18 protein-coding genes are annotated in these 24,425 nt (G+C 60.6%); 1 reads left to right on the top strand and 17 read right to left on the bottom strand.

The features are described 5' to 3' along the window. The 16 genes from Enr13x_RS31895 to Enr13x_RS31820 form a co-directional block, all read right to left on the bottom strand. Positions 1-963: an acetyl-CoA carboxylase carboxyltransferase subunit alpha gene (locus Enr13x_RS31895; protein WP_145390946.1), complete on the bottom strand. Its 963-nt coding sequence runs from the start codon at positions 961-963 to the stop codon at positions 1-3. A 6-nt stretch (positions 964-969) separates the two neighbouring features. After that, the gene (locus Enr13x_RS31890) at positions 970-1,920 is read right to left on the bottom strand and encodes a serine/threonine protein kinase (protein WP_145390945.1); all 951 of its coding nucleotides are present in this window, start codon (positions 1,918-1,920) and stop codon (positions 970-972) included. Positions 1,921-2,372: 452 nt separating this feature from the next. Beyond that, the gene (locus tag Enr13x_RS31885; RefSeq protein WP_145390944.1) at positions 2,373-3,572 is read right to left on the bottom strand and encodes a glycosyltransferase family 4 protein; all 1,200 of its coding nucleotides are present in this window, start codon (positions 3,570-3,572) and stop codon (positions 2,373-2,375) included. Between the two features lie 72 nt (positions 3,573-3,644). Further along, the gene (locus Enr13x_RS31880; protein ID WP_095739298.1) at positions 3,645-4,466 is read right to left on the bottom strand and encodes a FliA/WhiG family RNA polymerase sigma factor; all 822 of its coding nucleotides are present in this window, start codon (positions 4,464-4,466) and stop codon (positions 3,645-3,647) included. A gap of 315 nt (positions 4,467-4,781) precedes the next feature. Further along, on the bottom strand, positions 4,782-5,975 hold the full coding sequence (locus tag Enr13x_RS31875) for a flagellar biosynthesis protein FlhF (RefSeq protein ID WP_145390943.1): 1,194 nt from the start codon (positions 5,973-5,975) through the stop codon (positions 4,782-4,784). 40 nt (positions 5,976-6,015) lie between these two features. Then, complete coding sequence (locus tag Enr13x_RS31870) at positions 6,016-8,136, bottom strand: flagellar biosynthesis protein FlhA (protein ID WP_145390942.1); 2,121 nt, start codon at positions 8,134-8,136, stop codon at positions 6,016-6,018. Between the two features lie 232 nt (positions 8,137-8,368). Next, on the bottom strand, positions 8,369-9,544 hold the full coding sequence (locus Enr13x_RS31865; protein ID WP_145390941.1) for an FG-GAP repeat domain-containing protein: 1,176 nt from the start codon (positions 9,542-9,544) through the stop codon (positions 8,369-8,371). A 288-nt stretch (positions 9,545-9,832) separates the two neighbouring features. Further along, on the bottom strand, positions 9,833-11,008 hold the full coding sequence (locus tag Enr13x_RS31860) for a phosphoglycerate dehydrogenase (RefSeq protein ID WP_145390940.1): 1,176 nt from the start codon (positions 11,006-11,008) through the stop codon (positions 9,833-9,835). Between the two features lie 99 nt (positions 11,009-11,107). Further along, positions 11,108-12,220: a 3-phosphoserine/phosphohydroxythreonine transaminase gene (serC, locus tag Enr13x_RS31855; RefSeq protein ID WP_145390939.1), complete on the bottom strand. Its 1,113-nt coding sequence runs from the start codon at positions 12,218-12,220 to the stop codon at positions 11,108-11,110. Positions 12,221-12,365: 145 nt separating this feature from the next. Next, complete coding sequence (locus Enr13x_RS31850) at positions 12,366-12,932, bottom strand: NYN domain-containing protein (protein WP_145390938.1); 567 nt, start codon at positions 12,930-12,932, stop codon at positions 12,366-12,368. Positions 12,933-12,954: 22 nt separating this feature from the next. Further along, positions 12,955-13,827: an FHA domain-containing protein gene (locus tag Enr13x_RS31845; RefSeq protein ID WP_197455501.1), complete on the bottom strand. Its 873-nt coding sequence runs from the start codon at positions 13,825-13,827 to the stop codon at positions 12,955-12,957. Between the two features lies 1 nt (position 13,828). Then, positions 13,829-15,322, bottom strand: a complete 1,494-nt coding sequence (locus Enr13x_RS31840) for a serine/threonine-protein kinase (RefSeq protein ID WP_145390936.1) — start codon at positions 15,320-15,322, stop codon at positions 13,829-13,831. Between the two features lie 196 nt (positions 15,323-15,518). Then, entirely contained in the window at positions 15,519-16,295 is a 777-nt protein-coding gene (truA, locus tag Enr13x_RS31835) for a tRNA pseudouridine(38-40) synthase TruA (protein WP_145390935.1), read from the bottom strand. Positions 16,296-16,298: 3 nt separating this feature from the next. Beyond that, positions 16,299-17,318: an aspartate-semialdehyde dehydrogenase gene (locus tag Enr13x_RS31830; protein ID WP_145390934.1), complete on the bottom strand. Its 1,020-nt coding sequence runs from the start codon at positions 17,316-17,318 to the stop codon at positions 16,299-16,301. 70 nt (positions 17,319-17,388) lie between these two features. Further along, positions 17,389-18,573, bottom strand: coding sequence for a formylglycine-generating enzyme family protein (locus tag Enr13x_RS31825; RefSeq protein ID WP_231744464.1), 1,185 nt, complete (start codon positions 18,571-18,573; stop codon positions 17,389-17,391). Between the two features lie 370 nt (positions 18,574-18,943). Beyond that, entirely contained in the window at positions 18,944-20,692 is a 1,749-nt protein-coding gene (locus Enr13x_RS31820; protein ID WP_231743899.1) for a S1C family serine protease, read from the bottom strand. A 291-nt stretch (positions 20,693-20,983) separates the two neighbouring features. On the opposite strand from Enr13x_RS31820, the gene Enr13x_RS31815 reads away from it, so the two are divergent. Continuing rightward, complete coding sequence (locus tag Enr13x_RS31815) at positions 20,984-22,900, top strand: glucuronate isomerase (RefSeq protein WP_145390932.1); 1,917 nt, start codon at positions 20,984-20,986, stop codon at positions 22,898-22,900. 34 nt (positions 22,901-22,934) lie between these two features. On the opposite strand, the gene Enr13x_RS31810 is transcribed toward Enr13x_RS31815, so the two are convergent. Continuing rightward, the gene (locus tag Enr13x_RS31810; RefSeq protein WP_145390931.1) at positions 22,935-24,089 is read right to left on the bottom strand and encodes a DUF1559 domain-containing protein; all 1,155 of its coding nucleotides are present in this window, start codon (positions 24,087-24,089) and stop codon (positions 22,935-22,937) included. Positions 24,090-24,425: the final 336 nt, after the last annotated feature.

Genomic DNA, 24,425 nt, shown 5'->3' with positions numbered 1-24,425 from the left:
TCAGGAGGCCTCTTCGAGGAAGACTCCGATGCGTCGGAATTTGTCGTAGCGTGATTCGAGCAGCTGATCGACGGACTTGGTTTCCAGCTCGCCGAGCGTTTTGGAGAGGTAGGTTTTGAGTCGCGTGGCCATTTGGTGATGATCCCGGTGGGCTCCACCAAGCGGTTCATCGAGCACGTCATCGACCACGCCGAGGCGTTTGAGGTGATCGCTGGTGAAGCGGAGTGCGGCGGCGGCTTTGGGCGCGTGTTCGTGGCTTTTCCAGAGGATGCCGGCGCAACCTTCGGGGCTGATCACGCTGTAGTAGGCGTGTTGCATCACGGCAATCCGGTCTCCGACACCGATTCCCAATGCGCCTCCGGATCCGCCTTCACCGATCACGATGCAGATGATCGGCGTTTTCAGCTGGCTCATTTTGAACATGCTTTCGGCGATCACTTGCGCCTGGCCGCGTTCTTCGGCACCGATGCCGGGATAGGCGCCGGGTGTATCGATGAAGCAGATCAGTGGCAGTTTGTATTTCTCCGCCAGACGCATTTTGACCATCGCCTTGCGATAGCCTTCGGGGTGGGCGCAGCCGAAGTGGCAGGCGGCGCGTTCTTTGTAGGTGCGTCCTTTTTGGTGGCCGAGCACCATGACTTTGAAGCGATCCAATTTGGCGAATCCGGCCAGCATCGCCCGGTCATCGCCGAAGTGTTTGTCGCCATGGAGTTCGACAAAATCGTCGAACGCCAGGTTCAGGTAGTCCTTGGTGTAGGGGCGGTTCTTGTGTCGGGCGACTTGAACGGTTTGCCACGGATCGAGCGAGGAGTAGACGTCGCGCAATTGTTTGGCAAGGTCCGTCCGCAGCGACCGCAATTCGCCTTCGGCGGCTTCGCTGCGTTCGGTCTGTCGCTGAAGCGTGCTGATACGGGTTTCAAGTTCGGCGATTTCGATTTCAAAATCGAGTCCGGGTCCGGCCATCGATTGTCAATCCTCTTCTTCGTCGTTTAGGTCTGCAGCCGATGGTTTGCGAAGCATGTCATCGGCGCCACGGATACCGGGCATGCTGTCGAAGACGCTAATTTCCGGCTTGCGTGGGCGTTTGTTCCAGAGTTGGATCGAGCGGATCTCTTTCAAGAAGTCCCACATCGAACCCGGCCTGGCGGATGCCGATTTGGCCATCATGCGTTTGATCAGATCGGCGAATTCTTTCGTGACGTTGTTGTTGTAGGCGATCGCACTGGGGATCGAGGCGTTTAGGTGTTTGTTGAGCAAATCGTTCGGGGTGTCGCCGGTAAAGGGAGGCTTGCCGGTGGCCATTTCAAACAGGACGCAGCCGAAGGAATAGATGTCGGTTCGTTCGTCACAGACCTTGCGTCGGATCTGCTCGGGTGCCATGTAGCTGCGGGTTCCCTTGGCCAGGGTTTTGCGATGGAAGATCTTGCTCAGCCCGGTCTTTTTCTTTTCGGTGATCGTGAAGTCGATCAGTTTGGTTTCGCCGTCGCGGCTGACCAGGAAGTTGTCGGGTTTCAGGTCCAGGTGGATCCAGTTGCGGGTGTGCATGTAATAAATGCCCTCGCCGGCCTGTTCGATGATCTTGTCGAGCATGAAGGCGAGCGAGTCGGGGCCGCGTCGAAGTGCCTGTTTGATGTTCAGTTCGCTGAACAGTTCCAGGACCAGGAACGGCCGATCGTTGGCGATCGAATAATCCAGGATTTTGATGATCCGGGGGCTGTTTTGCAGGTCCTTGCCGACGTTGAATTCGTGCTTGAGCAGATTGACTTCGTTTTTGTCCTTGGCCATCTGCCCTTTCAGGATCTTGAGCGCGAAACGTTCCTGGTCGTGTTCGTGGATCGCTTCCCAGACCTCCGCGGTCGAGCCGGAGCGAATCAGACGGGTCAATCGGTACGGGCCGTAGTAATCTCGGGTCTTGGTCATCGGTTACCGATCGGACAAATGGCAGTGTGTCGGAGTTCCAGCGGGCCCCGCGATCGTCTCATCGGGGGGGCTGTCGGGGCCGGCAGAGTTTACCAGACCCTGCCGGCTGGCATCATAGTTGACGTCGTGGCAATCGCGAAAGCCGGGGAATTGGCCGCCGGCTGGCCGTGAGCGACCGATTCAGGTCACGCGGTGACGCAAACCACCGGAGGGCTTGCGCCCCCTGCCGTCGACTTTGACGCCAAACGCGGTGTTTTTGAAACGCGACCGGACGGTTCGCGGGTTGTCGGTTGGGGCGGGATCTGCTGAGTCAATGGTGAGCCGCTGGCCGTAAGGCCTCGGGCAGCGTCGCAGTGCCCGGCCGCTTACGCGGCGCGCGGCTCACAAAAATGACGGCCCGCTCGCCCCGTTCCGCGAACACCGTTAGAGCCAAAGTGTCACCGGGAGGTGATTCAGGGTGATCGGCGGTCCAAAACGCGTTGGTAGATGCCGCGAACCTGCTGCGTCATCGTCTCGTGGCGGAACTGCTCGGTGAATCGCCTCTGCCCTTCCCCGCCCAACGTTTTGCGAAGTGGGGCATTTTCGACCAGGCGGATCAACGCATCCGCCAATCTGGCGGTGTCGCGTGGCGGGATCAGGAAACCGGTTTCGTCGCTGATCACGACCTCGCGAGCCCCATCGACGTCGTAGCTGACCGCGGGCTTTCCGGCGATCAACGCTTGGGGCAATGCTCGGGCCAGGCCTTCACGCAGCGAGGTGTGCACGAGCACGTCCATCGCACCGATCAGCGGGGGGACGTCGGCGGGGGAAACCAGTCCGGTGAACACGAAATGCTCGGCCAGGCCGAGCGATTCGATTCGTCGGGTCAGGGGGGCGCGTAAGATGCCGTCGCCGACCAACAGGAACAGGGCCTGGGGGCATCGGGCGATCACCTCGACCGCGGCGGTGATCAGGTCGTCGTGGCCTTTGAGGTGAAACAGTCGCGCGAGTTTGCCGATCACGACGCGATCGGGCGCGATCTGGTATTTTTCGCGCACCGATTGTCGCTGCTCGTCGGCGCGGAGGAACGGGTCGACGTCCATCCCGCTGTAGATGGTCGTGAATTTTTCTCGCGGTGCGACGCCGGCTTGGACCATCAGTTCTGTCATTGCATCGGCCACGGAAATCAAGTGGTGGCAGCGGGTCGCGGCGAAGCGTTCGCAGCGTCGGAAGAATTCGCGCGCCAGTCGGGGCTGGAAATCGTGAAAGGGCGCTCCGTGAACGGTATGGATCACGGCCGGCACGCCGAGCGACCAGGCGGCCTTGCGTCCCAGCAGTCCGCCTTTGGCACTGTGCGTGTGCACGACGTCGGGACGGAAGTTTTGGATGGTTTTTCGGATCGCCCGGGAGGCGGCCCAATCGCGTCGCGGATGGATGTTGCGACGAAACATCGGCAACAGTTCGATCTGCAACTCCCCTGCCCTGCCCCGCAGTTTGCTTCGATCTGCGAAGAAACCGGCGCGGTGCAGCAAGTCGCCTTCGGGCCCCAGCGACGGCCCGGTGATCAGCATCACTTCGTCGTCATGATGCTCGATCAAGTCCAGGCAATTGAAAAGCGTGTTTTCCTGGGCGCCGCCGATGATCATGCGAGTGATGATGTGGGCGACGCGCACGCGGTTGACTCAATTGCAAAACGGAGGACACGTCGGCGAAGTCGGCGGGACTTCGCACGGACTGGAGCAGCGTCACGCCGTGCCAAACTCGACTCGTCGCATTCCCAGTTGGGTTTGCAAACGGTTGACGATGGAGGTGTGCATCTGGCTGACCCGCGACTCGGACAAATCCAGTGTCGCACCGATCTCTTTCATCGTCAATTCTTCGTAGTAATAAAGAATGATGATCAAGCGTTCGTTGCGATTGAGTCCCTTGGTGACCAAACGCATCAGATCGTTTTTCTGGACACGTCGGGTCGGGTCTTCGCCTTTCTTGTCTTCCAGGATGTCGATTTCGCGCACGTCCTTGTAGCTGTCGGTCTCGTACCACTTTTTGTTGAGCGAGACGACGCCGACGGCATTGGCGTCCGATTCCATCTTTTCGACTTCGGCGATCGAAAGCTCCATGTGTTCGGACAATTCCTGCACCGTCGCAGGACGTCCGTACCTGGTTTCCAATTGCTTCTTGGCGACGGCCAGCTTGCTGGCCTTGCTGCGAACCAACCGGGGGACCCAGTCCATGGTGCGTAGTTCGTCCAGCATGGCGCCTCGGATTCGCGGCACGCAATAGGTTTCGAACTTGACGCCGCGGTCCATGTCATAGGCATCGATCGCGTCCATCAGGCCGAAGATTCCGGCGCTGATCAGGTCATCGAGTTCGACGCCATCGGGCAAACGTTGCCAAATGCGTTCACCGTTGTATCGAACCAAGGGCATGTACCGCTCGACGAGGCGATTGCGTAGAGGTTCGTATTCGTCCGCATCCTTCTCGGTCTGTTTGAATCGTTTCCAAACCTCTAGGATTTCATCGTCTGTTGAAACTGCGGCTGGCATCCAATCCTCCGTGATCTTCAATTCGACTGCCGACGACATCATGTCGCCGAGGTCATGTTTGGGGTTCGCTTTCGCTTTCGCTGTTGCCGACGATCCGAGTTGCATTGCTGCGAACAAAATCATCGGCGCCACTCAGGGTCGGTTCTCTGCACGGGCACGACCAATCGACCAGACAATCCTTGTCCAGCTTTCTTGTCCGTGTGTGCCGGGGTCGACCCAGTCGCCGAAGGTGGTCTCTCAAAAAAAAATCTCAAGTCGTCTTTTGAGTTCCCAGCCCTCGGCTTTTTCTCTATCGGTTGTTTCTCATGGTGAGTTGAGTTTTATTGTTCGTTTCTTTCAGGCGGCTTCGAACTGCCGCACGCCGGTGGGCGCGGGAATCAAACGTTCGGTCAGCCGCTGGGCGGTCGCGACGGCGATGTCATCGGGGACATGCTGGCCGTTGGTGACGTAGCTGATCGGCAGCCCGAGGCGGTCGCGTGAGGACGTCAGCGCCGACAGCACGCCCGCGGTGTAAGGGGTTTCGTCCAGTTTGGAGAGGATCGCGGCGGTCGGCCTGGCGGCGGCGAATCCGTCGAGTGCGGATTGGACCACCGCGGCGGTGCTCGTCGCGCTGATGACCAAGTGGGTTTCGTCCGGTTGGGCGGTGCGCAACAACTCGGCCAGCCCGGCGATGCTCATGTCCCCCTTGGGACTCCGCCCGGCGGTGTCGATCAAGATCAAATCGACATCGCCCAGTTGGTCAATCGCACCGCGCATCTGGTCGGTCGATTCGACCACGCTCATCGGCAAGTCCATGATTTGCGCGTAGGCTTGGAGCTGTTGGACGGCGGCGATTCGGAACGTATCGATCGTCAACAGACCGACGCGTCGTTTGGATTGAATGCGGAACCCGGCAGCAAGCTTCGCCACCGTCGTGGTTTTTCCGACGCCGGTCGGCCCGATCAGTGCCACGATGCGGCGTTCGCCGGGATTGAGCTGGATCGCACCGCTGAGACGGATCTCTCGGGCCACGCTGCGTTGCAACTGTTCCAACCAAGACGGTTCCACCGGGTCGCCCAGGTTGGCCACAAAGCCGCTGGTCGAACGGATCCAGCGGTCGGCCACGGCTTCGGAGACGCCCAGCGAGATCAGGCCCGTGCGATAGTCGGCGGTGGGGTCGGAGTACCGGGAATGGTTCAGACCGGTCCCGCCGGTCGGCCGGGTAGGGCTCGTCGAGCCGGTGGGGCTGATCGGCATCCGGCCGACGACCGACAGCGTTTGTCGCGAGTCGATCGGAAGTGTGTTGGGAGAAGGTTGAATCCCCGCCAGGCGTTCCAGGGAGCGATGCGTGTCTTCGGACATCATGCCGGCCGCGTCGCGCGGCTGGTCGCCGCTGCTGGCGGTCACTTCGACATAGCTTCGGCCCAGCCAACCCATCCATCCGTCACGGCACTGTCGCGTTCGCAGAACGGATGCATTCGGCCCGAGCTGTTCCCGGATCTCCTCCAGGGCAGCTTGCAAATTTGCGGCTCGGAAAATTTTGACTTGCATCAAGTGGGCTGTAAAAAGGCGGGGCGGAGGATCGTCAGGACTAAGCGGCGGCGGAGGATGTGGGGCGGCCGACCGTCGAGGAAATTTCCAGCTGAGTGTCGGTGGTGATTTCGTTGGTGGACAATACGTGCGTCCAGATTCCGGCTTCTTCGGTCACCTGTTTCACGCGGCGTCGAAGGTGTGGGCCGACCAACAGGACCGGCGGGTAACCTTCACTGGATAGGTTCTTAACGGCTTGACGAATCGCGTCGCAAGTGACGTCTTGTGTTTTGTTGTGCCGGATTTCCAATTGAGACGTCGCGCCGGTGCCGCCCTGGCCATCCGCCCAGATCTCGCCCTGCCCCGCCGGCCCGTTGAGCGGTTGCAGCGGTTCCGCGGCGGACGATTCGAGCGTGACGACTCGCAGCGTGCGTTGTTCGTCACGGAGTTGGGAGCACAGTGTTCTGGCCAAACGTCGGCGGACGCTTTCGATCTGTTCGGACGCGTCACTGGAACGCGCCGCGGCGTCACCGAGCGCTTCCAAGATGATGCCCAATTGCCGAATCGGGATCGCTTCACGCAGCAGGCCCTGCAAGACTTTTTGAACGTCATTGATCGACAGCCGGGCCGGGACCAAATCGTCCACCAGCGCCGGAGCCACCTGCCGCAATTCATCCAACAGGTGTTTGGTGGCGTCGTGCGAGAGCAGTTCGTCGGCGTGGGCGCGGGCGACTTGTTCCAAGTGATCGGCCAGCACGCCCGGTGCCGTCCGTGTCTTGAATCCGTAGATCATCGCTTGTTCGCGGCCCGCCGGATCAATCCAGATCGACGTCGTGCCGCCGAATTCATGCACCGTTTCTCCGTCCAGTTTTCCGGTCGTTCTGCCGTCACCGCTGGCGAGCAGTCGGTCCACACGCAACTCGCCGCGGGCGACGAAGTCACCGAACAATCGGATTTCGTATTCCTGTTGGCCGAGCGTCGCGTCGTCGCGTACCCGCACCTTGGGCAACACGATGCCGATCTCCGCGGCCATCTGATTTCGCAGACTGGCGATGCGTTGCATCAGATCGCCGCCGCGAATCGGGTCGGCCAGCGGTAGCAGCCCCAATCCGATCGCCACTTCCAGCGGGTCCACCGTCAAGAAGTCTTCGACGCGTTTTTGGGTCGGCGTGGCCGCTTGGGCTTCGGTTTCACGCTCACGCTGCGCCTGGGCCGCCTGTTGTTTCGCGTTGCGGTCAAGCGTGGTGGCGATCAACACACAACCGCTGCCCAACAAAATCAAAGGGATCGGCGGCAGTCCCGTGATGACCAGCACCAATAAAAAACCGCCCGCGATCACCAGGGCTTTGGAGTTTCCCAACAATTGTGTCACGAAGTTGTCGGACAAATTCGTTCGCCGGGCGCCGCGGGTGACCAGCACGCCCGCCGACAACGAAATCAACAGCGATGGGATTTGGCTGACCAACCCGTCGCCGATGGTCAGTTTGGTGAACACGGAGGCGGCATCGGCCAGTCCCATGCCCGAGACGACGATGCCCAGATACAGGCCGCCGATGATGTTGATTGCGGTGATCACCAGCCCGGCAACCGCATCGCCGCGGACAAATTTTCCGGCACCGTCCATCGCGGCGTAAAAGTCGGCTTCGGCGATCAAGTCGTCGCGTTTGCCCGCCGCCGTCGCCGCGTCAATGTTTCCCGCATTCAAGTCGGCGTCGATTGCCGATTGGCGTCCCGGCATGCCGTCGAGCGCAAATCGTGCGGCGACTTCGCTGATCCGTGTCGCGCCCTTGGTGATCACCACAAACTGGACCACCACCAAGATCAAAAACAGCACCAAACCGACTTCGATCTGATTGCCGGCGACGAATTGACCGAAGGTGCGAATCACGCCCCCCGCGGCGTCTTCGCCGGCCGTGGGCGCGTCGGACAAGATCAGCCGAGTCGTTGCAATGTTCAGCACCAAACGGGACAGCGTTGTCGCCAGCAGCAGCGTCGGAAACACGCTGAACTCCAGCGGCGTCGCCACGTGAATCGTCGTCAACAGAATCACCACCGCCAACGCGATGTTGCCGGCCAACAAAAAATCCATGATCACCGTCGGCAACGGCATCAGAATCACGACCAGACAGGCCATCACTCCGATCGGCAGCAACCAAGGGCGAATTCGTTGGATCGGGGACAATGCAAGACCTGTCGCACGCAGGGGGACGATGGAAACACTTTCCTGGCGACAGTAGTGAATCCGCGAGCGCGGGGTCTAGGCGATTCTGCGGGGGACGGTGTGAAACAGGGTGTGAAACAGGGGGCGGGGAATGGCAGAAAAATGGAAGACAGGAAAATGATTTGAGTGCTGAGTGCTCATTGTTCTGCCCTCCATTTTTCTGCCAACTCCCCTGCCCTGCTCCGCTGAGATTTCAATTCGCCGGATTCTCGTACCAGATGATGCCTAGGTTTCGGCGTTCTTCACAGGTCATCACGTCCAGGTCGCCGTCGCCATCGAGATCGATCAATTCCATCCGATCGAATTTCACTCGCGTCGTCGGATCGATCGCGGACCAGTTTCCCGAAACGTCGCGGATCCAGATTCCGGGCCGGTCGGGATCGGAACTGGCATGCGTGTTGGCCGTCAGCACGAGTTGACCGTCGGGAAAGCTTTCGATCGCTTTGCCCATGCTGATTTGTGGCGGGTTGGGCAGCGGCGTCACGATCCAGCCGTTGTCGCTCCGTCGACCATCCAGCGAAACGCCCTCTCGCGTGCTGATCAAACAACGCTCGGCGGTGGCGGTCAGGAACATCACTTCCCTGCCCTGCCCCGCGATCTCATGTTCGGTCCACGTCTGATCGGGATCGTCGGGTTGTTCCAGCCAGGCCGCCACACGACGGTCGCCCTTACGGTCGGAAAAGACGATGTCTTGGTCCCCATCGCGATCCATGTCGACGGCGCGCAGCGACATGATCCAGCCCGCATCACGCAGCCGAATGGTGGTCCAGGATGACAGATCGCGTGGGTTGGTCGCGGGCCCGAGCAACAGCGTGATCGTGGCCTTGGGGCCCTTGGCCCCGGCGACCAGTGCGATCCGCGAGTCGATCGTGCCCAGCGGCAGGGCGAACATCCACATCACGCCGTCGAGTTGTTTGAAACGATCGGTCGTCCAGTTCTGTTGTCGGAGCAACTGTGATGAATTCGAGTGCGGCTCGGGCGTGTTATTCCAATGAACCAGCAGTTGGCGTTGTTTGCCTTCGTGGCAACTGACGATGTCCAGTCGCCCGTCACCGTCGAGATCCATCGGGACGGCGTCCTCGGGCGATTTGGCTTTGGCGATCGTTGCCATCGGCCAGGGGGCGCCCGCGCTCGTCGTGCCGGGATGAAGGTACAGCCGGACCAATCCCGATTCTTCCCAGCCCGTGACGACGTCCATCAGCCCGTCGCCGTTGAAATCGCCCAGTCGCACCCCATCGGCACCGCGCCGGGTGTCGTCGATCGTATGCCGTTTCCAGGGTGGTGCCGCGGATGAATGGAACGGCAGAATGGTCGATGAAATCAAGGTGACCAACGGAATGCCGATGGTCCGGATGATGGTTTTGTGCACGCGTGATTTCCTGGCTCAAGTGGGAGACGCAGGAATCAGTTTACGCCGTTTTCGGGTACTGGATCTTGTGAAAGATCCTTTGGGTTGGCATCTTTCACAAGATCCGCCATGCCCTGCTCGAAGCAGCAGTTGCAGCCGACCACTCGCAGTTTGGGTCGTTTGCTCTTAAAGGGCTTGCGGTTTCGGCGCGGGGGAGGCTGTGGCGGACGGTTGGTGGGCATGCGGAGCATGCCCGAATCGCAAGCTGGAAGCTTACGCCACTTTCGCAAGCTGGAAGCTTACGCCACCTTATTTGGCGGGCAGGTGGCGGACGGCGAGCACGCCGTCGATGTCTCGCAGGGCTTGCAGCGACGCCTCTTCGATGTTGCCATCTAAGTCGATGATGGTGTACGCCAAATCGCCGCGTGACTTGTTCAACAGGTCGGCGATGTTCAATCCCGCGTTGGCGAGAATCGTTGAGATCTGGCCGACCATGTTGGGCACATTGGCGTTGGCGATCGTGACGCGACACCCGCTGCCTTCGCGAGGCATCACGGCTTCGGGGAAATTGACGGAGTTGGTCACCGTGCCGTCTTCCAGGAAATCGCGGACTTGATCGGCGACCATGACCGCACAGTTTTCCTCCGCCTCTTCGGTCGACGCACCCAGGTGCGGGAACGAAATGACTTTGGGGTGCTTGATCAACTGGCCGGTGGGGAAATCGATCACATAGGCGCTCAGTTTGCCGGAGTCCAGCGCGGCGATCACGGCGTCGTCATCACAGATGCCGCCGCGGGCGAGGTTGACGATGATACCGCCGTCATTCATCGACTCGATGCGCGCCTTGTTGACCAGTCCTTTCGTCACATCCAGCAGCGGGACGTGAACGCTGACGGCGTCGCATTGCGAGAACAGGTGGTCCAGGTTGATCGCCTGTTTGACGTTGCGGGAAAGTCGCCAGGCGTTTTCGACCGAGATCTGCGGGTCGTAGCCGACGACCTTCATGCCCAGCGCGCTGGCGGCGTTGGCGACGCGGCGTCCGATCGCGCCCAGGCCGATCACGCCGAAGGTCTTGGAGTGCAATTCGCAACCGACAAAGTTCTTCTTGCCGGATTCGACCGCGGTGGAAATCTCCGCATCGGTCCCTTCCAGCGACGACGCGAATTGCATCGCCGGGTAGATGTTGCGAGATGCCATCAGCAACCCGGCAAGCACCAGTTCCTTGACGGCGTTGGCGTTGGCGCCTGGGGCATTGAACACCGGCACGCCGCGCTTGGTCATCTTGTCGATCGGAATGTTGTTCACGCCGGCACCGGCACGGCCGATGGCCGCGACCGATTCGGGGATCTCCATGTCGTGCATCTTGAAGGAACGAAGCAGAATCGCATCCGGCTGACTCGACTCGGACGAGATTTCGTATTCGTCGCGTGGCAGGCGTGAGAGTCCTTTGACGGAGATGTTATTGAGCGTCAGGATCTTGTACATCTCTGGCGTTGCTGTGGTTGGAGGAAAGGAAAGATCGGGGAGAGTGCGAGGACCTTGCGGGGCTCGCCGAAGGCAGCCGCCGCGTCGGTCCGGCGAAGATCACGCGTTTTTGGATGCGAAATCGGTCATGAAGCTTGCCAGCGATTGCACGCCTTCGATCGGCATCGCGTTGTAGATGCTGGCACGGATTCCGCCCACGCTACGGTGCCCTTTCAGGTTGACCAAGTCACGCTCGGCCGCTTGGGCAAGAAACGCCGACTGCAGATCATCGTTGGGCAGCGTGAAGGTCGCGTTCATCAGCGAGCGGCACTCCGGTTTGGCGTGTCCGGTGTAATAGCCGCCCGACTGGTCGATCGCGTCGTAGAGCAGCGATGCTTTTTTGCGGTTCAGCGTTTCCATCGCCGCCAGCCCGCCGATGTCGTTTTGCAGCCACTTGGCGACTTTGCCCAGCACCCAGATGGCGAACGTCGGCGGCGTGTTCCATTCGGAGTCCGCGTCGGCGTGGTTCTTGTAATTCAAGTAACCCGGAAGCGAAACGCTGCCGCGGTCGATCAGGTCGCGGCGGATGACCACCACGGTCACACCGGCCGGGCCGGCGTTCTTTTGGGCACAAGCATACAACAAGCCGTATTTGTTGATGTCGACCGGGCGATACAGAAAATCGCTCGATGCGTCGCAAACCAGCGGCACGCCGGAGGGGCATTCGGGTTCGGTGGGGAATTGAACACCCTGGATCGTTTCGTTGTTGCAGTAATACAGGTAGGCCGCGTCGTCGGCGACGCTGTAGTCCTGCGGGCCGGGGACATGGTTGAAATTCGACGCCGAGGCGTCGTAGACGACCTCGACCGGCCCTTCTTTCTTGGCTTCCGCGATCGCTTTCTTGCCCCAGGTGCCCGTTTGAATGTAGGCCGCCGATTTACCCGAATCGCGAAGCAGGTTGGCGGGGATCATCGAGAACTGAAGCGCCGCACCGCCTTGCAGAAACAGCACGGCGTAGTCGTCGCTGATGTTCAGCAGCGATCGCAGGCTGTTTTCGGCGTCGTGCAGGATGTCGACAAAGGTTTTGTCACGGTGGCTCATTTCGAGCAATGAACTGCGTGCACCGGGCAGGCAAACCAGTTCGTCGCGTACTTCCTCAAGTACCGAGACGGGCAAGACGGCGGGGCCGGCGGAAAAGTTATAAGCTCGTTGGGCGGTCGCGGTGGCTGTCATCGAACGAATCGGTGTAACGTTGGGGGGGTGGGGCCGCCGACGGCACGCCTGCGTCGGCAATCTGAGCCGGGATTCTATGTCGAGCCGGTCGAGTGCGGAAGGAGCATCGCGTCGCAGGCGGGTTGCCCGGGGCTTGCCAGGCCGATTAATCCGGATCAAAACCGAATTCCCGCATCCACTGCTCCACCTCCGAAGGGTCCTGGATACGGGGTTTCTTGGCCGCCGCCGCGTTTTTTTCCGGGTCTGCCGGCGGCCGACCGCCCTGCCCTGCCCCGCCGGATTTCGCCACCACGTCGATCGCCAAATGGATTTTTCCGTCTGTCAGGTCGTCCATCCAGGGTTCGCTGTCGAAATGCGCGGCGCCGCGGCGCCGCGCCGCGATCTGGATTCGGTGGTCCGAGGAGACGACCATCAGCCGTTTGGGCGTGTGATGTGCCCGAATGATTTCTTCCAATAAATCGTCTGCGGACAGGTAATCGACCGCAAAACGGACGCTCATCCCGTGGTGAACGAACTCGCTGGGACGATCACGTGGCGGATTGGCGGCATCGAAGACGACACAGGTTTTTCGACGAACCGGCTCGCTGAGTTGATTCGTCAGCTCGCGCAGCAGCACATTGCGATCCCGCTGCAACCAACGCGGGTCGGGATTGCGAGTCGGCGCGATCGGCTGGGTGATGTTGTAGCCGTCAAGGAGCAGCAAAAGTGACATGGTCCGCGTAGCGTACCATGCATCAATCCAGATTTTGCCGGATTTCGATGTCCGCCGGTCCGCCGAACTGATAGAGCTGGTAGCCCAACACGCCGAGGGTCAGGGCGACCAGGGCGACGGTGCCGAGCAGTTTCCAGTCGACGCCGTCGGCCGAGCGGATTGAGAAGCTTGGCAGGTTGAACGACCGCTTCGCGGCCCGCTTGTATTGCTTGTGGTCGATCTTCTGTCGTGGCGGTCGTTTTTTCGGCACCGAATCCAATTCGATGTCCTTTGCGACTTCTTCGTCTTCGTCTTCGAAGTCGTCTGAGAAGTCTCCGATGAACGTGTCGTGGGGTTTGCCGGAGCGAATCGCGCTATCGGAGAGCACGTCGGCATGGTCGGCCTCGGCGGCCGCGATGGCGTCGGAGTCGAGACCGGATCGGGCCGATCGACGCGGCGCCGATGGCAGGTCGTCCTGCTCATCAAATTCCGCCTGGTCCTCCTCTTCCAAGAATTCCGCGACGTCTTGGTTGTTCCATGAAGGCGGAGGCTCGCTGAAGGTCGCGTCCGTGTGCCCTGGCCCCTCGGCGGCATGGCCGGCCGTGGCGAGGACGGGTTGCTTGACCGAGACCTTGAAGACGACTTTACCGAATCGCAATTCGTCGCCGTCGGCAAGCACTCGCCACTGGTGCGGCTGAAGTCGCGTTCCGTTGACGTAGGTGCCGCGTGTGCTTTTTAAATCGAGCGCTCCGAATCCGTCATCGTTGTGCAGCAACAAGCAGTGCCGCCGGCTGACCGATCGGCTTTTCGGCCGGATTTGGCATTCTTTCAGCCGGCCGACCAAGTAGTAGCCAGGGTGGATCGATGCCGCCGTGCCGGCGTTGCTTCCCTGTGTGATGATCAATTCAACGGACATGCTACTCTTCGATGACAATGACATTTCCTTTGCCGCCTTCGGTGGTTTTCAGCCGTGTGAGGGGCTTTTCGTCTTTCGTCATTTGGTAAAACGTGACGCTGACGACAGCCAGTAAGGCGACAATGGACAGTGCCAGCCCGGCGCCGAGCAAGACGCTCTGATTGGAATCCGTTTCGTTGGATGAGCCGCGTCGCTGCGCCGGCTTGCTCGGCGACCCCGCAGCGTTTGGGGGCGTCGCCAGGGGCGAAACGTGAACAGCGGCCGGGGGCAGGGTCGCCAGGTCGATCGGCGGCAGGCTGCCGAAATCAATCTCGGCGATTTCCGCCATCGCTCCCTGTGAGGCTTCGCCAAGTGGTCCGCTGTCGTCGAGCGACGCAAAACTGGAGGAGTCGTCCTGGGGCACCGTCCGCTGTTCCGATCGGGGCCGGTTGGCCAGTTCCCGACCGGCCAATTTCGATCCCGCAATCCGCCGCAGTTGGGTCAACAGTTCCGCCGCCGAGGCGGGGCGGTCGACCGGGCGTTTGGACATCATGCGTTGGATCAACAAACTGATCGCCGGCGGACAGTCCGAGCGGGTGTCGCTCACCAAGGGGACTTTGGCGGTCTGGTGCTTGGCCAATCGCTGGGCGACGCTGGTTCCCGGGAACGGCGGTTTCCCCACCAGCAGAAAGTACCACGTGCATCCCAGGGAATAGATGTCCGCGCGGGCGTCGACCGACTGGGAATCGATGGCCTGTTCGGGGGCGATGAAGTCGGCCGTGCCGGTCAAGCGATTGGGGGCGTCGGTTCCGGCGGTGTATCCGATCCGGGCAAGCCCCATGTCGCTGACTTTGATCACTCCGTCATTGCGCAACAATAAATTCGACGGCTTGATGTCGCGGTGAACGATGCCACGTTGGTGTGCGTGGGCCAGCGCATCGGTCGTCTGGATCATCGCGTCGAGCGCTTCGGTGGGCGACATCACTCCGTCGCGGGCCACCGCGCGGTGCAAGTCGACGCCTTCGATGTATTCCATCACGATGAACAGTTTGCCATCGGATTCGGAGAAATCGAACGCTTGAACGATGTTGGGGTGTTCCAGTTTTGCCGAGGCCCGGGCCTCCTCTTTGAAACGTTCGATGCGGCGGGAATCCTTCGATGCTTCCGAAGGCAGGATCTTGAGGGCCATCAATCGATTCATGACCGCATGTCGGGCCAGAAAGACGACGCCCATGCCGCCGCGTCCCAGGGGTTGAAGCAAGCGATAATTGCCCAGATGGAATCCACGTGCTTTTCCGGCCAACAGCTTGCGGGCTTGCCAAGGCGTCAGCAGGTCCGCGCCGACCAGACCTTGTGCCAGTCGCTCGGGCGTGAACACCAGGTCTTCGGTCATCAGCGAAACGACGACCTTTTTGACGTCGGCCAGTTCGACCAGTCCGGCTTGCATGGACCGGCGAACGAAGTCGCGGGTTGCCTGGTCCAAGACCGGTTCGGCGGCGGTGGTTTCAACCGACATTGAGCGATGCGTCTCTACTCCGAGAACTTCCCCAGTCACGACCGCACGGTCGCGCTACCTGTGAGAGTCACCATTATTGAGCATCGGGCTGACCAGCCGGTTAAGAATACGTTAAGGGATTGTGTCGATCCGGTGAGGGTTGGCGGTGGTGGTCCTGACCGGCGGAGGGAGGGGTTTTATGGGGCTTGCGGCGACGTTAAACAGGTTCAAATCCGGGCCGGTAATAAACTTCTTTCAGGAACAGCCCCTGGGGCGGTGCCGCTTGGCCGGCATAGATGCGATTTTTCTGTCCCAGCACCTCATCGATCCATTCCGGCGGCTGTTTGCCGTATCCGACTTCGACCAGTGTACCGACGATGTTGCGGACCATGTTGTAGAGAAAGCCGTTGGCTTCGACTTCGATCGCCAGGTGCCCGCTGGTTTCGTAATCCGCCGCCGGCAAGACTTGGCAATCTCGCACGTCGCGGACCGATGACTTGCGTCGGGCGCCGGCCGATTCAAAGCTGGAAAAATCGCGATGCCCGATGATCTTGGCCGCGGCAGACTGCATCGCCGCGACATCGACCGCTCGGCGGAGTCGCCAGCGGTAACGATGTTCGAACGGGTCACGCTGATGGCGGACTTGGATTTGATAACGATAGCGTTTTCCGATCGCGTCACGAATGGCGTGAAAATCCGAAGGTGCCTGGTGGACTTCGGTCACCACGATCGTCTCGGGCAATCGTGAATTGATCGCCTTGGACAGCGCGTCGGTCGAAGCGGTCCAAGTCGGAAAGCGGCAGCTGGCGACTTGGCCGAGCGCGTGGACACCGGCGTCGGTGCGTCCGCTGCCGGTGACGTTGACGTCCAGTTTGGTCGACCGCTTGATGGCGTGCTGCAGCGTTCCTTGGATCGTTGCCTGGCCCGGTTGGACCTGCCAGCCGGCGAAGTCCGTTCCGTCATAGGCGATCGTGATCGCAAACGTTCGCGTCACCGATCAGCCGGCCGAGGCGACGGACTGCTGCAGCAATTCGGCGATCTGGACGGCGTTGGTCGCCGCGCCTTTTCTGAGATTGTCGCTGACGCACCAGAATGCGATCCCATGGCCGTCGCCGCTGATGTCGCGTCGAATCCGGCCGACGAAAACGTCGTCTTTGCCGTCGCAGTCGCGCGGCATCGGATACTGGTGGTTGGCCAAGTCGTCGACGACGGTGATGCCCGCCGCGGCGCGGAACAATTCGGTCGCTTCGGCCACCGTCAGCGGTTTTTCCGTTTCTACCAGGATCGATTCGCTGTGCCCGATCGTGACCGGAACGCGAACGGCCGTGGGGCAGACTTGGATGTCGTCGTCGCCCATGATTTTCCGGGTCTCGTACACCATCTTCATTTCTTCGCTGGTGTAACCCTCGAATTTCTCGCCGCCGATCTGCGGGATCAGGTTGAAACCGATCGGGTGTTGAAACGTTTCGTGGCCGGGGGTTTGCCCGTCCAGGATCTGTCGCACGCTGGATTCCAGTTCGGCGTTGCCGGCCAAACCCGCGCCGCTGGTCGCTTGGTAGGTGCTCACGACGACTCGTTTGACCTTGGCGGCTTGGTGGAGCGGTGCGAGCGCGACGACCATTTGCGTGGTGCTGCAATTCGGGCTGGCGATGATGCCTTGATGGTCGGCGATCGCATCCGGATTGACTTCGGGGATGATCAGCGGCACCTTGGGGTCCATCCGCCAATAACCGCTTTCGTCGACGACGATGGCGCCTTCTTTGACGGCGTAGGGGGCGAATTCGGCGGACACCTCATCGGGTGTGCTGGCGATCACGATGTCGACGTCTTCGAACGCACCGGGGGCCAGCAATTCAACCGTGATCGTTTCGTCTTTGAAGCGAACCTGCTGACCCGCCGAACGCTGCGAGGCCAGCAGTTTCAGCCGCTTGTAGGGAAAGTTGCGAGCCTCGAGTTGCTCAAGAACGATTCGTCCGACCGCACCGGTGGCGCCGACGACAGCTAAGGTTTCGTACACGGGATTCAAAAAAGGTTGGAGTGAAGTGGCGTAAGCTTCCGGCTTGCGACGTGTAGATTTGAGCTTTGCTTTATTTGATCTCTTCGATCGCCTTGGGCAAATCTTTGTCGATCACGCCCATGCCGCCACGTCCGCCATCCATTCGAGACTCGACATCCAGCACGGTGTCTTCGGCTTGGGCTTCCCAGAACTTGGTGATCGTTGCTTTGGGGAGCGGTTTGTAGGATCGGAAGATGCGGAATCCGACGCCGCGCGAGGGATCACTGGTGTGCCACCAGGGGCTACGGGGAAAGTTCGGGTCTTCCGACTTCCATTCTTCGTCGTCCGAAGCCATGCGGGCGGCGCTGCGGACGTCTTCGGCGTCCGATTCCCAGGTTCCGCCGCGAACCACACACGGCGAGGGGACTTCAGGCCATTTGACCAGGTCGGTCGCGTTGATGCCTTGCTTGTCCGCGAAGTCGACATAGCCGTCTTCGGTGTATTGGTTGACGGTCCATTCGCCGACGTTGCCGTGCATGTCGTAGAGGCCGAAGGGGTTGGGTTTCTTCGATGCCACGGCGACTTGTCCGTCGTCGGCGTTGTCAAAATACCAAGCGTAGTCATCGATGTCGTCGGCGCTGTCGCCCCACGAGTAAGCCGTCGTCGTGCCGGCCCGGGCGGCGTATTCCCATTCCGCTTCGGTCGGCAATCGGAACTGTTGGCCGGACACCAGGCTGATCCATTTGGTGAACTGTTGGGCCGAATACTGGGTCATCGTGACCGCCGGTTGGTCCTCGTCGTCGCCGTACTCGTAGGTAAACGTGGGGTCGTAGAGTTCGGTCGGTGCGGTGATCGAATCGACTTTGTTGTCGTCGTTGACCACTCGGATTCCGCTCGATTCAAACTCTTTGAAGATGCCATACAGGTCCATGAACTCCTGGTACAAGCCCCAGGTGACCTCGGTCTTGGCGACCCACATCGGATCGACGGTGACCTTGATCTGCGGGCCTTCGTCTTCGCCGCGATCCGCTTCATCCTCGGGGCTGCCGAACATGAATTCGCCACCCGGGACCGGGATCATTTCGACTTCTTCGTCGGTGCCGGGCACACGAAAGGTGTAGGGAACCATGTAACCTTCGTCGACCTTGACCGAAGGGCCTTCGGCGGGTTTTTCCGCCGCGATCCCCGGGGTTGCGTCGTCAGCGGACGCCGGGAATGCGAAAGAAACGAGTGCTGTAGAAAGGGAAAAACCGATCACAGCGAGGGCTCGGGGCATATTCACGGTGCTGGGGTCTCGCGGGTGAAAAAGAGTCGGGGGAACAAACATCGATAGTATAGCGCAGGGACCGAGGATTTTCGATCGCCTGTAGGTGGGATAACGGGCCGGAAATGGGGGTTCTGGGGCGGGATGGGCGCCCTGGATGCACGGGTAAACGTGAAAGAGGGTTCAGCAACCGTTGGTGTTTAGCCTTCAGGCGACCGCTTTCCCAGGTACGATGGCCCTTCCGGGCCGTCGTCCGTTGGACTCTCCACGACGACCTGGAAAGGACGTCGTACAGAGATCCACTGCTCCTCTCGCTCGTTCGGTACGATCGCTTGGAATCGCCGTGTCTCGCGGCACCCTCAGTCCAAAAGTTGACGCACTTCTAGCGAAGATCCAACGGCGGGGGGCGGCGGCCGAGCAGGACGTCAAATTCCAGCCCTTGGCCGTCGCGGATGACGCTCAAATGAATCGCCGTGCCGGCCATCGCGTTTCCGATCAATTGCATCAGGTGGTCAACATCACGCACTTTCTGGTCATCAAGTGAAATCACCAGGTCGCCCGATTTCAACCCCGCCCGTGCGGCACCGGAGTTTTGGTCGGCCAGTGCAGCGATCATCGCGCCGCGAATGCGATGGTTCTCGCCTTGCAGCCGGTCATTGGGGACTTCGACCAGCGAAACACCCAGCCAGCCCCGCTCGATCGATCCTTTTTCACGCAGTTGCAGATAGATTTTTTTTGCGATGCCGCTGGGGATCGCAAAACTGACGCCCTGGTAGGTGTCGCCCACGATGGCGGTGTTGATGCCGATCAATGTGCCCCGTGAATCGACCAGGGGGCCACCGCTGTTGCCGGGATTGACCGCCACGTCGCTTTGCATGAAATCTTGATAGCGGTCTTTGGCGCGGACCACGCGGTGTTTGCCGCTGAGGATGCCGAAGGTGACGGTGCGATCCAGGCCGAAGGGGCTGCCGATCGCCCAGACGGGAGAGCCGACCCGAATCCGCTCGCTGTCGCCCCATGGGATCGGCATCAAGCGATCGGCGTTGACTTTGAGCACGGCCAGATCGGTCAGTTCGTCGGTGCCGACAATCATCGCGTCGACGGTCCGGCCATCGCTGAGCGTGACGGAGATCTGGTCGCTGCCGGCGACCACATGCCGATTGGTCAGGATGTAGCCGTCGGCATCGACCACCACGCCGCTGCCCTGGTCGGAGATCAGAATCGCCGGCGCCCCCGGAACATCAGGGTGGGCGATCGCTTCGTGGGCGGTGCGATGAATGTCGATGTGGACGACGCTGGGGCCGGCCGCCGCGTTGACCATTTGGTAGGCCTGGCTGAGCGTGTCGAGCGAGACGTTTTTCAAGCCTTCGCCGGCGACTTCGAATTCTGCACGCAGTTGTCCGCGATGTTGCGCGTAGCGGATCTCTTCGACAATACTCGGCAGGACGTATCGGGCGGCAGCCAACATCACCAGTACGGTCACCAGCATCACCACGCCGTGACGCACCGGGTCGCTGCGACGCGCGTGCTGGCGGTGTTTCGTCGCGATCGAATGCCGTTCCGGTTCGGGGCTGACCACGATGTCCGACACGTCGATGTCGGTGATGTCGGAGCACGATTCCTGTGGGTCGCTGTCCTGTGGAACGCTGTCCTGTGGGAAGCCGCCGTCTGAAGCGGGCTGGGGCGAGACGGGCTGGGGCGTGGTGTCGAAAGCGAGCCGGTCGGAAATCGCGCCGCCGGAAGCCATCTCGATTGCGTCGTCTGTGATTGCGTCGTCTACCGGCTCGTCTGCGGGCTCGAAGTGTGGTCGGGCGGGGCCGGACGCTTGGGGGTGAAATCGATGAAAGATCACGGTCCGGGGCGTTTCAGACTCGTCCCGCTCGATCCGAAGCGTCCTCGGGGCGGCGGTCGATCCGTCGCCGTCGGGGCTGTCTGGGCCCGACCGACCTGCGGCGGGGTTGCACGTCGGGGCCGGAGGCGTGTCACCGGTCGACGGCAGGCGGTGGAGCGCGAAGGGCTGTTCGTCCGCCAGGTCGTCGCTGGGGGTTTCCGTCGTTGAAATCGGGACTTCGGAGATCGGGATTTCGTCGGATGGCTTTTCAGCCTGCGGGCCTTCTGGCGTTCGATCCATAATGGAGCTCGGTCCCACACGCAAACGGACGGAAATTGGAATGGCCCTATTCTAGCGCGACAGGATTACCAATCGGCAAGTTTTTTTCACGAAATCGCAACCAAATCCCTGTTTGCGGGCCGAAAAACCGGCCCGGGTGGCTCGCCTTCGGCCCGGGTTTGCGAGACAATTAGCGATCGTTTCCCAGCGGCGCCGACCGTTCCGGGGCCCTTCAAGTGCGGCCCGGGGGCGCGGGTGTGCGACGCAATCAAAACTGACCGCCTCTCTGTATCTTTCGGATTCGAATCCCCTATGGCTTCTTCAGCGGCACGTGATCGATCGTCGGCTCGCGAGACGATTTACCAGGCAATCTCCGCCATTCGTCTGATCGATCCCCATACCCACATCAACCCCTATTCGCCCGCCTCAAGCACGCTGGCGGACATCCTGGGTTACCACTACTACACCGAGTTGGTCCACTCGGCGGGGATGCCGCGACAGGAGATCGAGGAGCCGGGGATTTCGCCCCGCGAGCTGGTCGGCCGGATGGTTCACGGTCTGGGCAATATCACCAACACCGCCAACTACCACTGGTTGCTCCAAATCTGCCGCGAGTTTTTTGATTTCACCGACGACGCGATCACGCCGGACAATTGGGAGTCGTTGTTCGACACCGCCGAAGAAAAGATGAATGGCGCCGGTTGGGCGCAAACCGTCTTGGACAAAAGCAACGTCGAAGCGGTGTTCCTGACCAACGACTTTGACGATGAGCTGGAGGGGTTTGATTCGAGCACCTACATCCCCTGCCTGCGGACCGACGACTTGGTGTTTCATCTGGCCAAGCCCGAAGTCCGTCAACGTCTGGAGCGTTGCAGTGGCGTGCCGCTCGATGGGACCTTGTCCTCGTTGCGGGCGGCGCTGGAGCAACGTTTCGAACACTTCGTCTCCCACGGTGCACGCGCCTGTGCGATTTCCATCCCACCGAGTTTCCAACCCTCGATGGTCGGCGACGGTGAAGCGCAAAATGCACTGGATCACGTCCTCCGCCACGACAGTCAATCCGAAGCGTCTAAGCGCGATGCACTCTCTCGGCGTGTCTTTTGGACGCTCGCCGAATTGTGTGATCAATACGGGCTGCCGTTCGATTTGATGATCGGTGTCAACCGAGGCGTTTATCCGTCGGGGGTCTACCAGGGCCAAGATCTGTATGACAGCCGGGTGTCGTTGATCCAGTATCGCGAGTTGTTCAACGCGTTCCCCAAGGTCAAATTTCCGATCTCGGTGTTGGCCAGCGTGACCAACCAGGAATTGGTCAGTTACAGTTGGATCTTTCCCAACGTGTTGACCAACGGGCATTGGTGGTACAGCAACACACCGTCGTTCATCCATCGTGATGCGGCGGCTCGGCTGGAAGCGGTGCCGCGCAACAAGCAAATCGCTTACTACAGCGACGCGTACAAGTTGGAATTCGTGTTGCCCAAGTTCGACATGTATCGCCGCATCTTGGCCCGCGTGCTGGCCGATGAGTTTGTCGGCGAGAATGGTTGGAGCGAAGAGAAGGCGATCCAATTGGGACGTCAGGTGTTGCGTGGCAATGTGGATGAAGTCTTTCGGTCCCCGCTGATCGACGCAGAATCCCTGGACATTGCCAGCGGCGCGACCGATTCGCCGATCGTTGTCGGACCATCCAGCGATGACGGTGACAGCGGGCTGGCAGACGACGATTCGGAATTGTCCGCGTTCCTGGCCGGCGACTCCGACGAAAGCGACGATCAGGATGGATTCGCGACGGTCACCGATGATTCCGACCGCACCGTCGGTTCGGAATCCTTCGGCTCGGTCGGGCAGTTGGCCGAAACGATCGATTCCTCCGACGAACTGGGGTTCTTGGACCCGATTCCGACTGCCGAAGAGGTGGATGCGTCGGAGGTGCCCGACGTGGTGATCGAGGATGCGTCCCGCGGCTTTGATGCAACCACGCTGGACGCGGACGCCGATCCCGAGCCGCTGGATGTCGGTGACCTGTTGGGCGAGAGCGACGACAATCCGGCCGGACCCGACAGTCCCGGTTCCAGCATTCACATGCTGGCCGGTGACGGTGAATTCAAGCCCGACAGCGATTCGATGAAGCTCAAGCCCGATCCGATGACCGGGGAACTGCATTTTCCCGTCGGTGACGACGACGATGACGATGACATCGGTTTCGGAGCCGGCGTGTTTGACAAGTAGGTGCCCGCAAGACCGCAGGGCTCGCGCCCTTCCGCTACCATCCAAGACGTGATTCCGGCGGCTCAAACCCATCCAACGGCGCATCGCTTTGGGCATCGTCCGGTGCCAGCAACGACTGGTAAACGCGATAGTCCACCGTCTCGCTGAGGAACCGCACGGAGCCATCGGCCAGCGTGATGTTGACGCCGCCCGGGTGCAGCGAACTCGGTCGAGCGAGATCGTGGGCGTTGGCCTTCGTCATCTGCAGTTCGTCGAGCGCCCGCCCGCCGAGCGTGGAATTGATCCGGTGGATCGGTCGGACAGGCGGCAATCCGCTGGCGGGGTCATCCGATTCCCGGTGCCAGACGATCCCTTGGGCGTACCGGCTGGTCGGTTCGTACGACACGTGCTCGTGGCCTTCCTGCAGGATCAAGTCTTCGGCATCAATGAAGCCCGCCCGGTGCCACGGTAACGCTTGCAAGTTTTCGGTGAACAACAACGTGTGGGAGACTCCGTCGGCAAAGTCGTCCAAGCTGATCTCCGGTCCACGGGGAGCAGCGTCGCCGTTGGGCAGCAGTCCCGGGAACTGATTGTTGAAGACGCCGTTGGCCGCGGACATCGAACGTTCAAATTGTGGACTCAAAAGCGAAGCGTACATGCCAGCGTTGCAGGCGTAATGGTTCGCGCCAGCGACGGTTGTGGGATCGGTTGCTGCCGGACACTGCATGAGGCTGAGTGTGGCGGCTGTGATTGAGTTGAATCCAACGCCGGCCCGGCCTTCGGTTAATGGTCCCTCCGTCCCGAACGCAATCGGAAACTTGTTCAACGACCAGCGCTCATAGAGCGGTTGTTCGTCCAGATACGGCAACAGAGCAACGACCCAGGTGCCAACTTTTTCGTGCGCGTGGGTGCTGGCAAATTCAGCGGCGTGAGAATCCGTGGCAGCTGAATCCTGACCGGGCCGCCACGCACCATAGTGTTGGACGTAACCTGGAAGTCGGCCTCTCGCCGAGTGGAAAACTTGCGCTGCCAGCCCGAATTGCTTGAGATTGTTTTTGCAGGTGGCACTCCAGTGGGGACGCCGAGGTGTGCTGATGGCTGGGAGCAAAACGCCAACCACCATCACGGTCGCAACGACCAAGAAGATGATGTCAATTGGTTTTAGGTGTCGTTTTGAACTCGCCATCGCCTGGGCCTCGTCGACTGTCACGTTGATCGTTCTTCATCGTATCAGGTCGGCGGTGGGATGGCTTTATTGGATTCCCGTCCTGCGGATGCATCGCGTGATGCCATGGGAGAGTTTGGAAGTGAACACGCGGTGGAGTCGGATGGGAATTCACCCACGGATGGCAGCGCGAACCCACAGATCCCAGGCTGCTTTCCATCCGTGGGTTCGCGCTGCTATCCGTGGGTTTTAACTCGTTCCCAGGCTCCTGCCCTACGCCGTGAACGATTTATCTCCTGTGGTTGACGAGGTTTTAGCGGCAGGGCGCGAGCCCTCCGGCTTGCGCATCTTTGCCAACACACCGGAGGGCTCGCGCCCTGC

The sequence above is a fragment of the Stieleria neptunia genome (assembly GCF_007754155.1).
GTDB classification, from domain to species: domain Bacteria; phylum Planctomycetota; class Planctomycetia; order Pirellulales; family Pirellulaceae; genus Stieleria; species Stieleria neptunia.
This window is presented reverse-complemented; position numbering and strand designations above follow the sequence as displayed.

What these genes read in the sequence shown, in the direction of transcription:
- Enr13x_RS31895 (WP_145390946.1), bottom strand. Translation starts at nt 963, where the DNA reads ATGGCCGGACCCGGACTCGATTTTGAAATCGAAATCGCCGAACTTGAA.
- Enr13x_RS31860 (WP_145390940.1), bottom strand. Translation starts at nt 11,008, where the DNA reads ATGTACAAGATCCTGACGCTCAATAACATCTCCGTCAAAGGACTCTCA.
- Enr13x_RS31840 (WP_145390936.1), bottom strand. Translation starts at nt 15,322, where the DNA reads ATGTCGGTTGAAACCACCGCCGCCGAACCGGTCTTGGACCAGGCAACC.
- Enr13x_RS31890 (WP_145390945.1), bottom strand. Translation starts at nt 1,920, where the DNA reads ATGACCAAGACCCGAGATTACTACGGCCCGTACCGATTGACCCGTCTG.
- Enr13x_RS31820 (WP_231743899.1), bottom strand. Translation starts at nt 20,692, where the DNA reads ATGGATCGAACGCCAGAAGGCCCGCAGGCTGAAAAGCCATCCGACGAA.
- Enr13x_RS31875 (WP_145390943.1), bottom strand. Translation starts at nt 5,975, where the DNA reads ATGCAAGTCAAAATTTTCCGAGCCGCAAATTTGCAAGCTGCCCTGGAG.
- Enr13x_RS31825 (WP_231744464.1), bottom strand. Translation starts at nt 18,573, where the DNA reads ATGCCCCGAGCCCTCGCTGTGATCGGTTTTTCCCTTTCTACAGCACTC.
- Enr13x_RS31850 (WP_145390938.1), bottom strand. Translation starts at nt 12,932, where the DNA reads ATGTCACTTTTGCTGCTCCTTGACGGCTACAACATCACCCAGCCGATC.
- Enr13x_RS31815 (WP_145390932.1), top strand. Translation starts at nt 20,984, where the DNA reads ATGGCTTCTTCAGCGGCACGTGATCGATCGTCGGCTCGCGAGACGATT.
- Enr13x_RS31845 (WP_197455501.1), bottom strand. Translation starts at nt 13,827, where the DNA reads ATGTCCGTTGAATTGATCATCACACAGGGAAGCAACGCCGGCACGGCG.
- serC (WP_145390939.1), bottom strand. Translation starts at nt 12,220, where the DNA reads ATGACAGCCACCGCGACCGCCCAACGAGCTTATAACTTTTCCGCCGGC.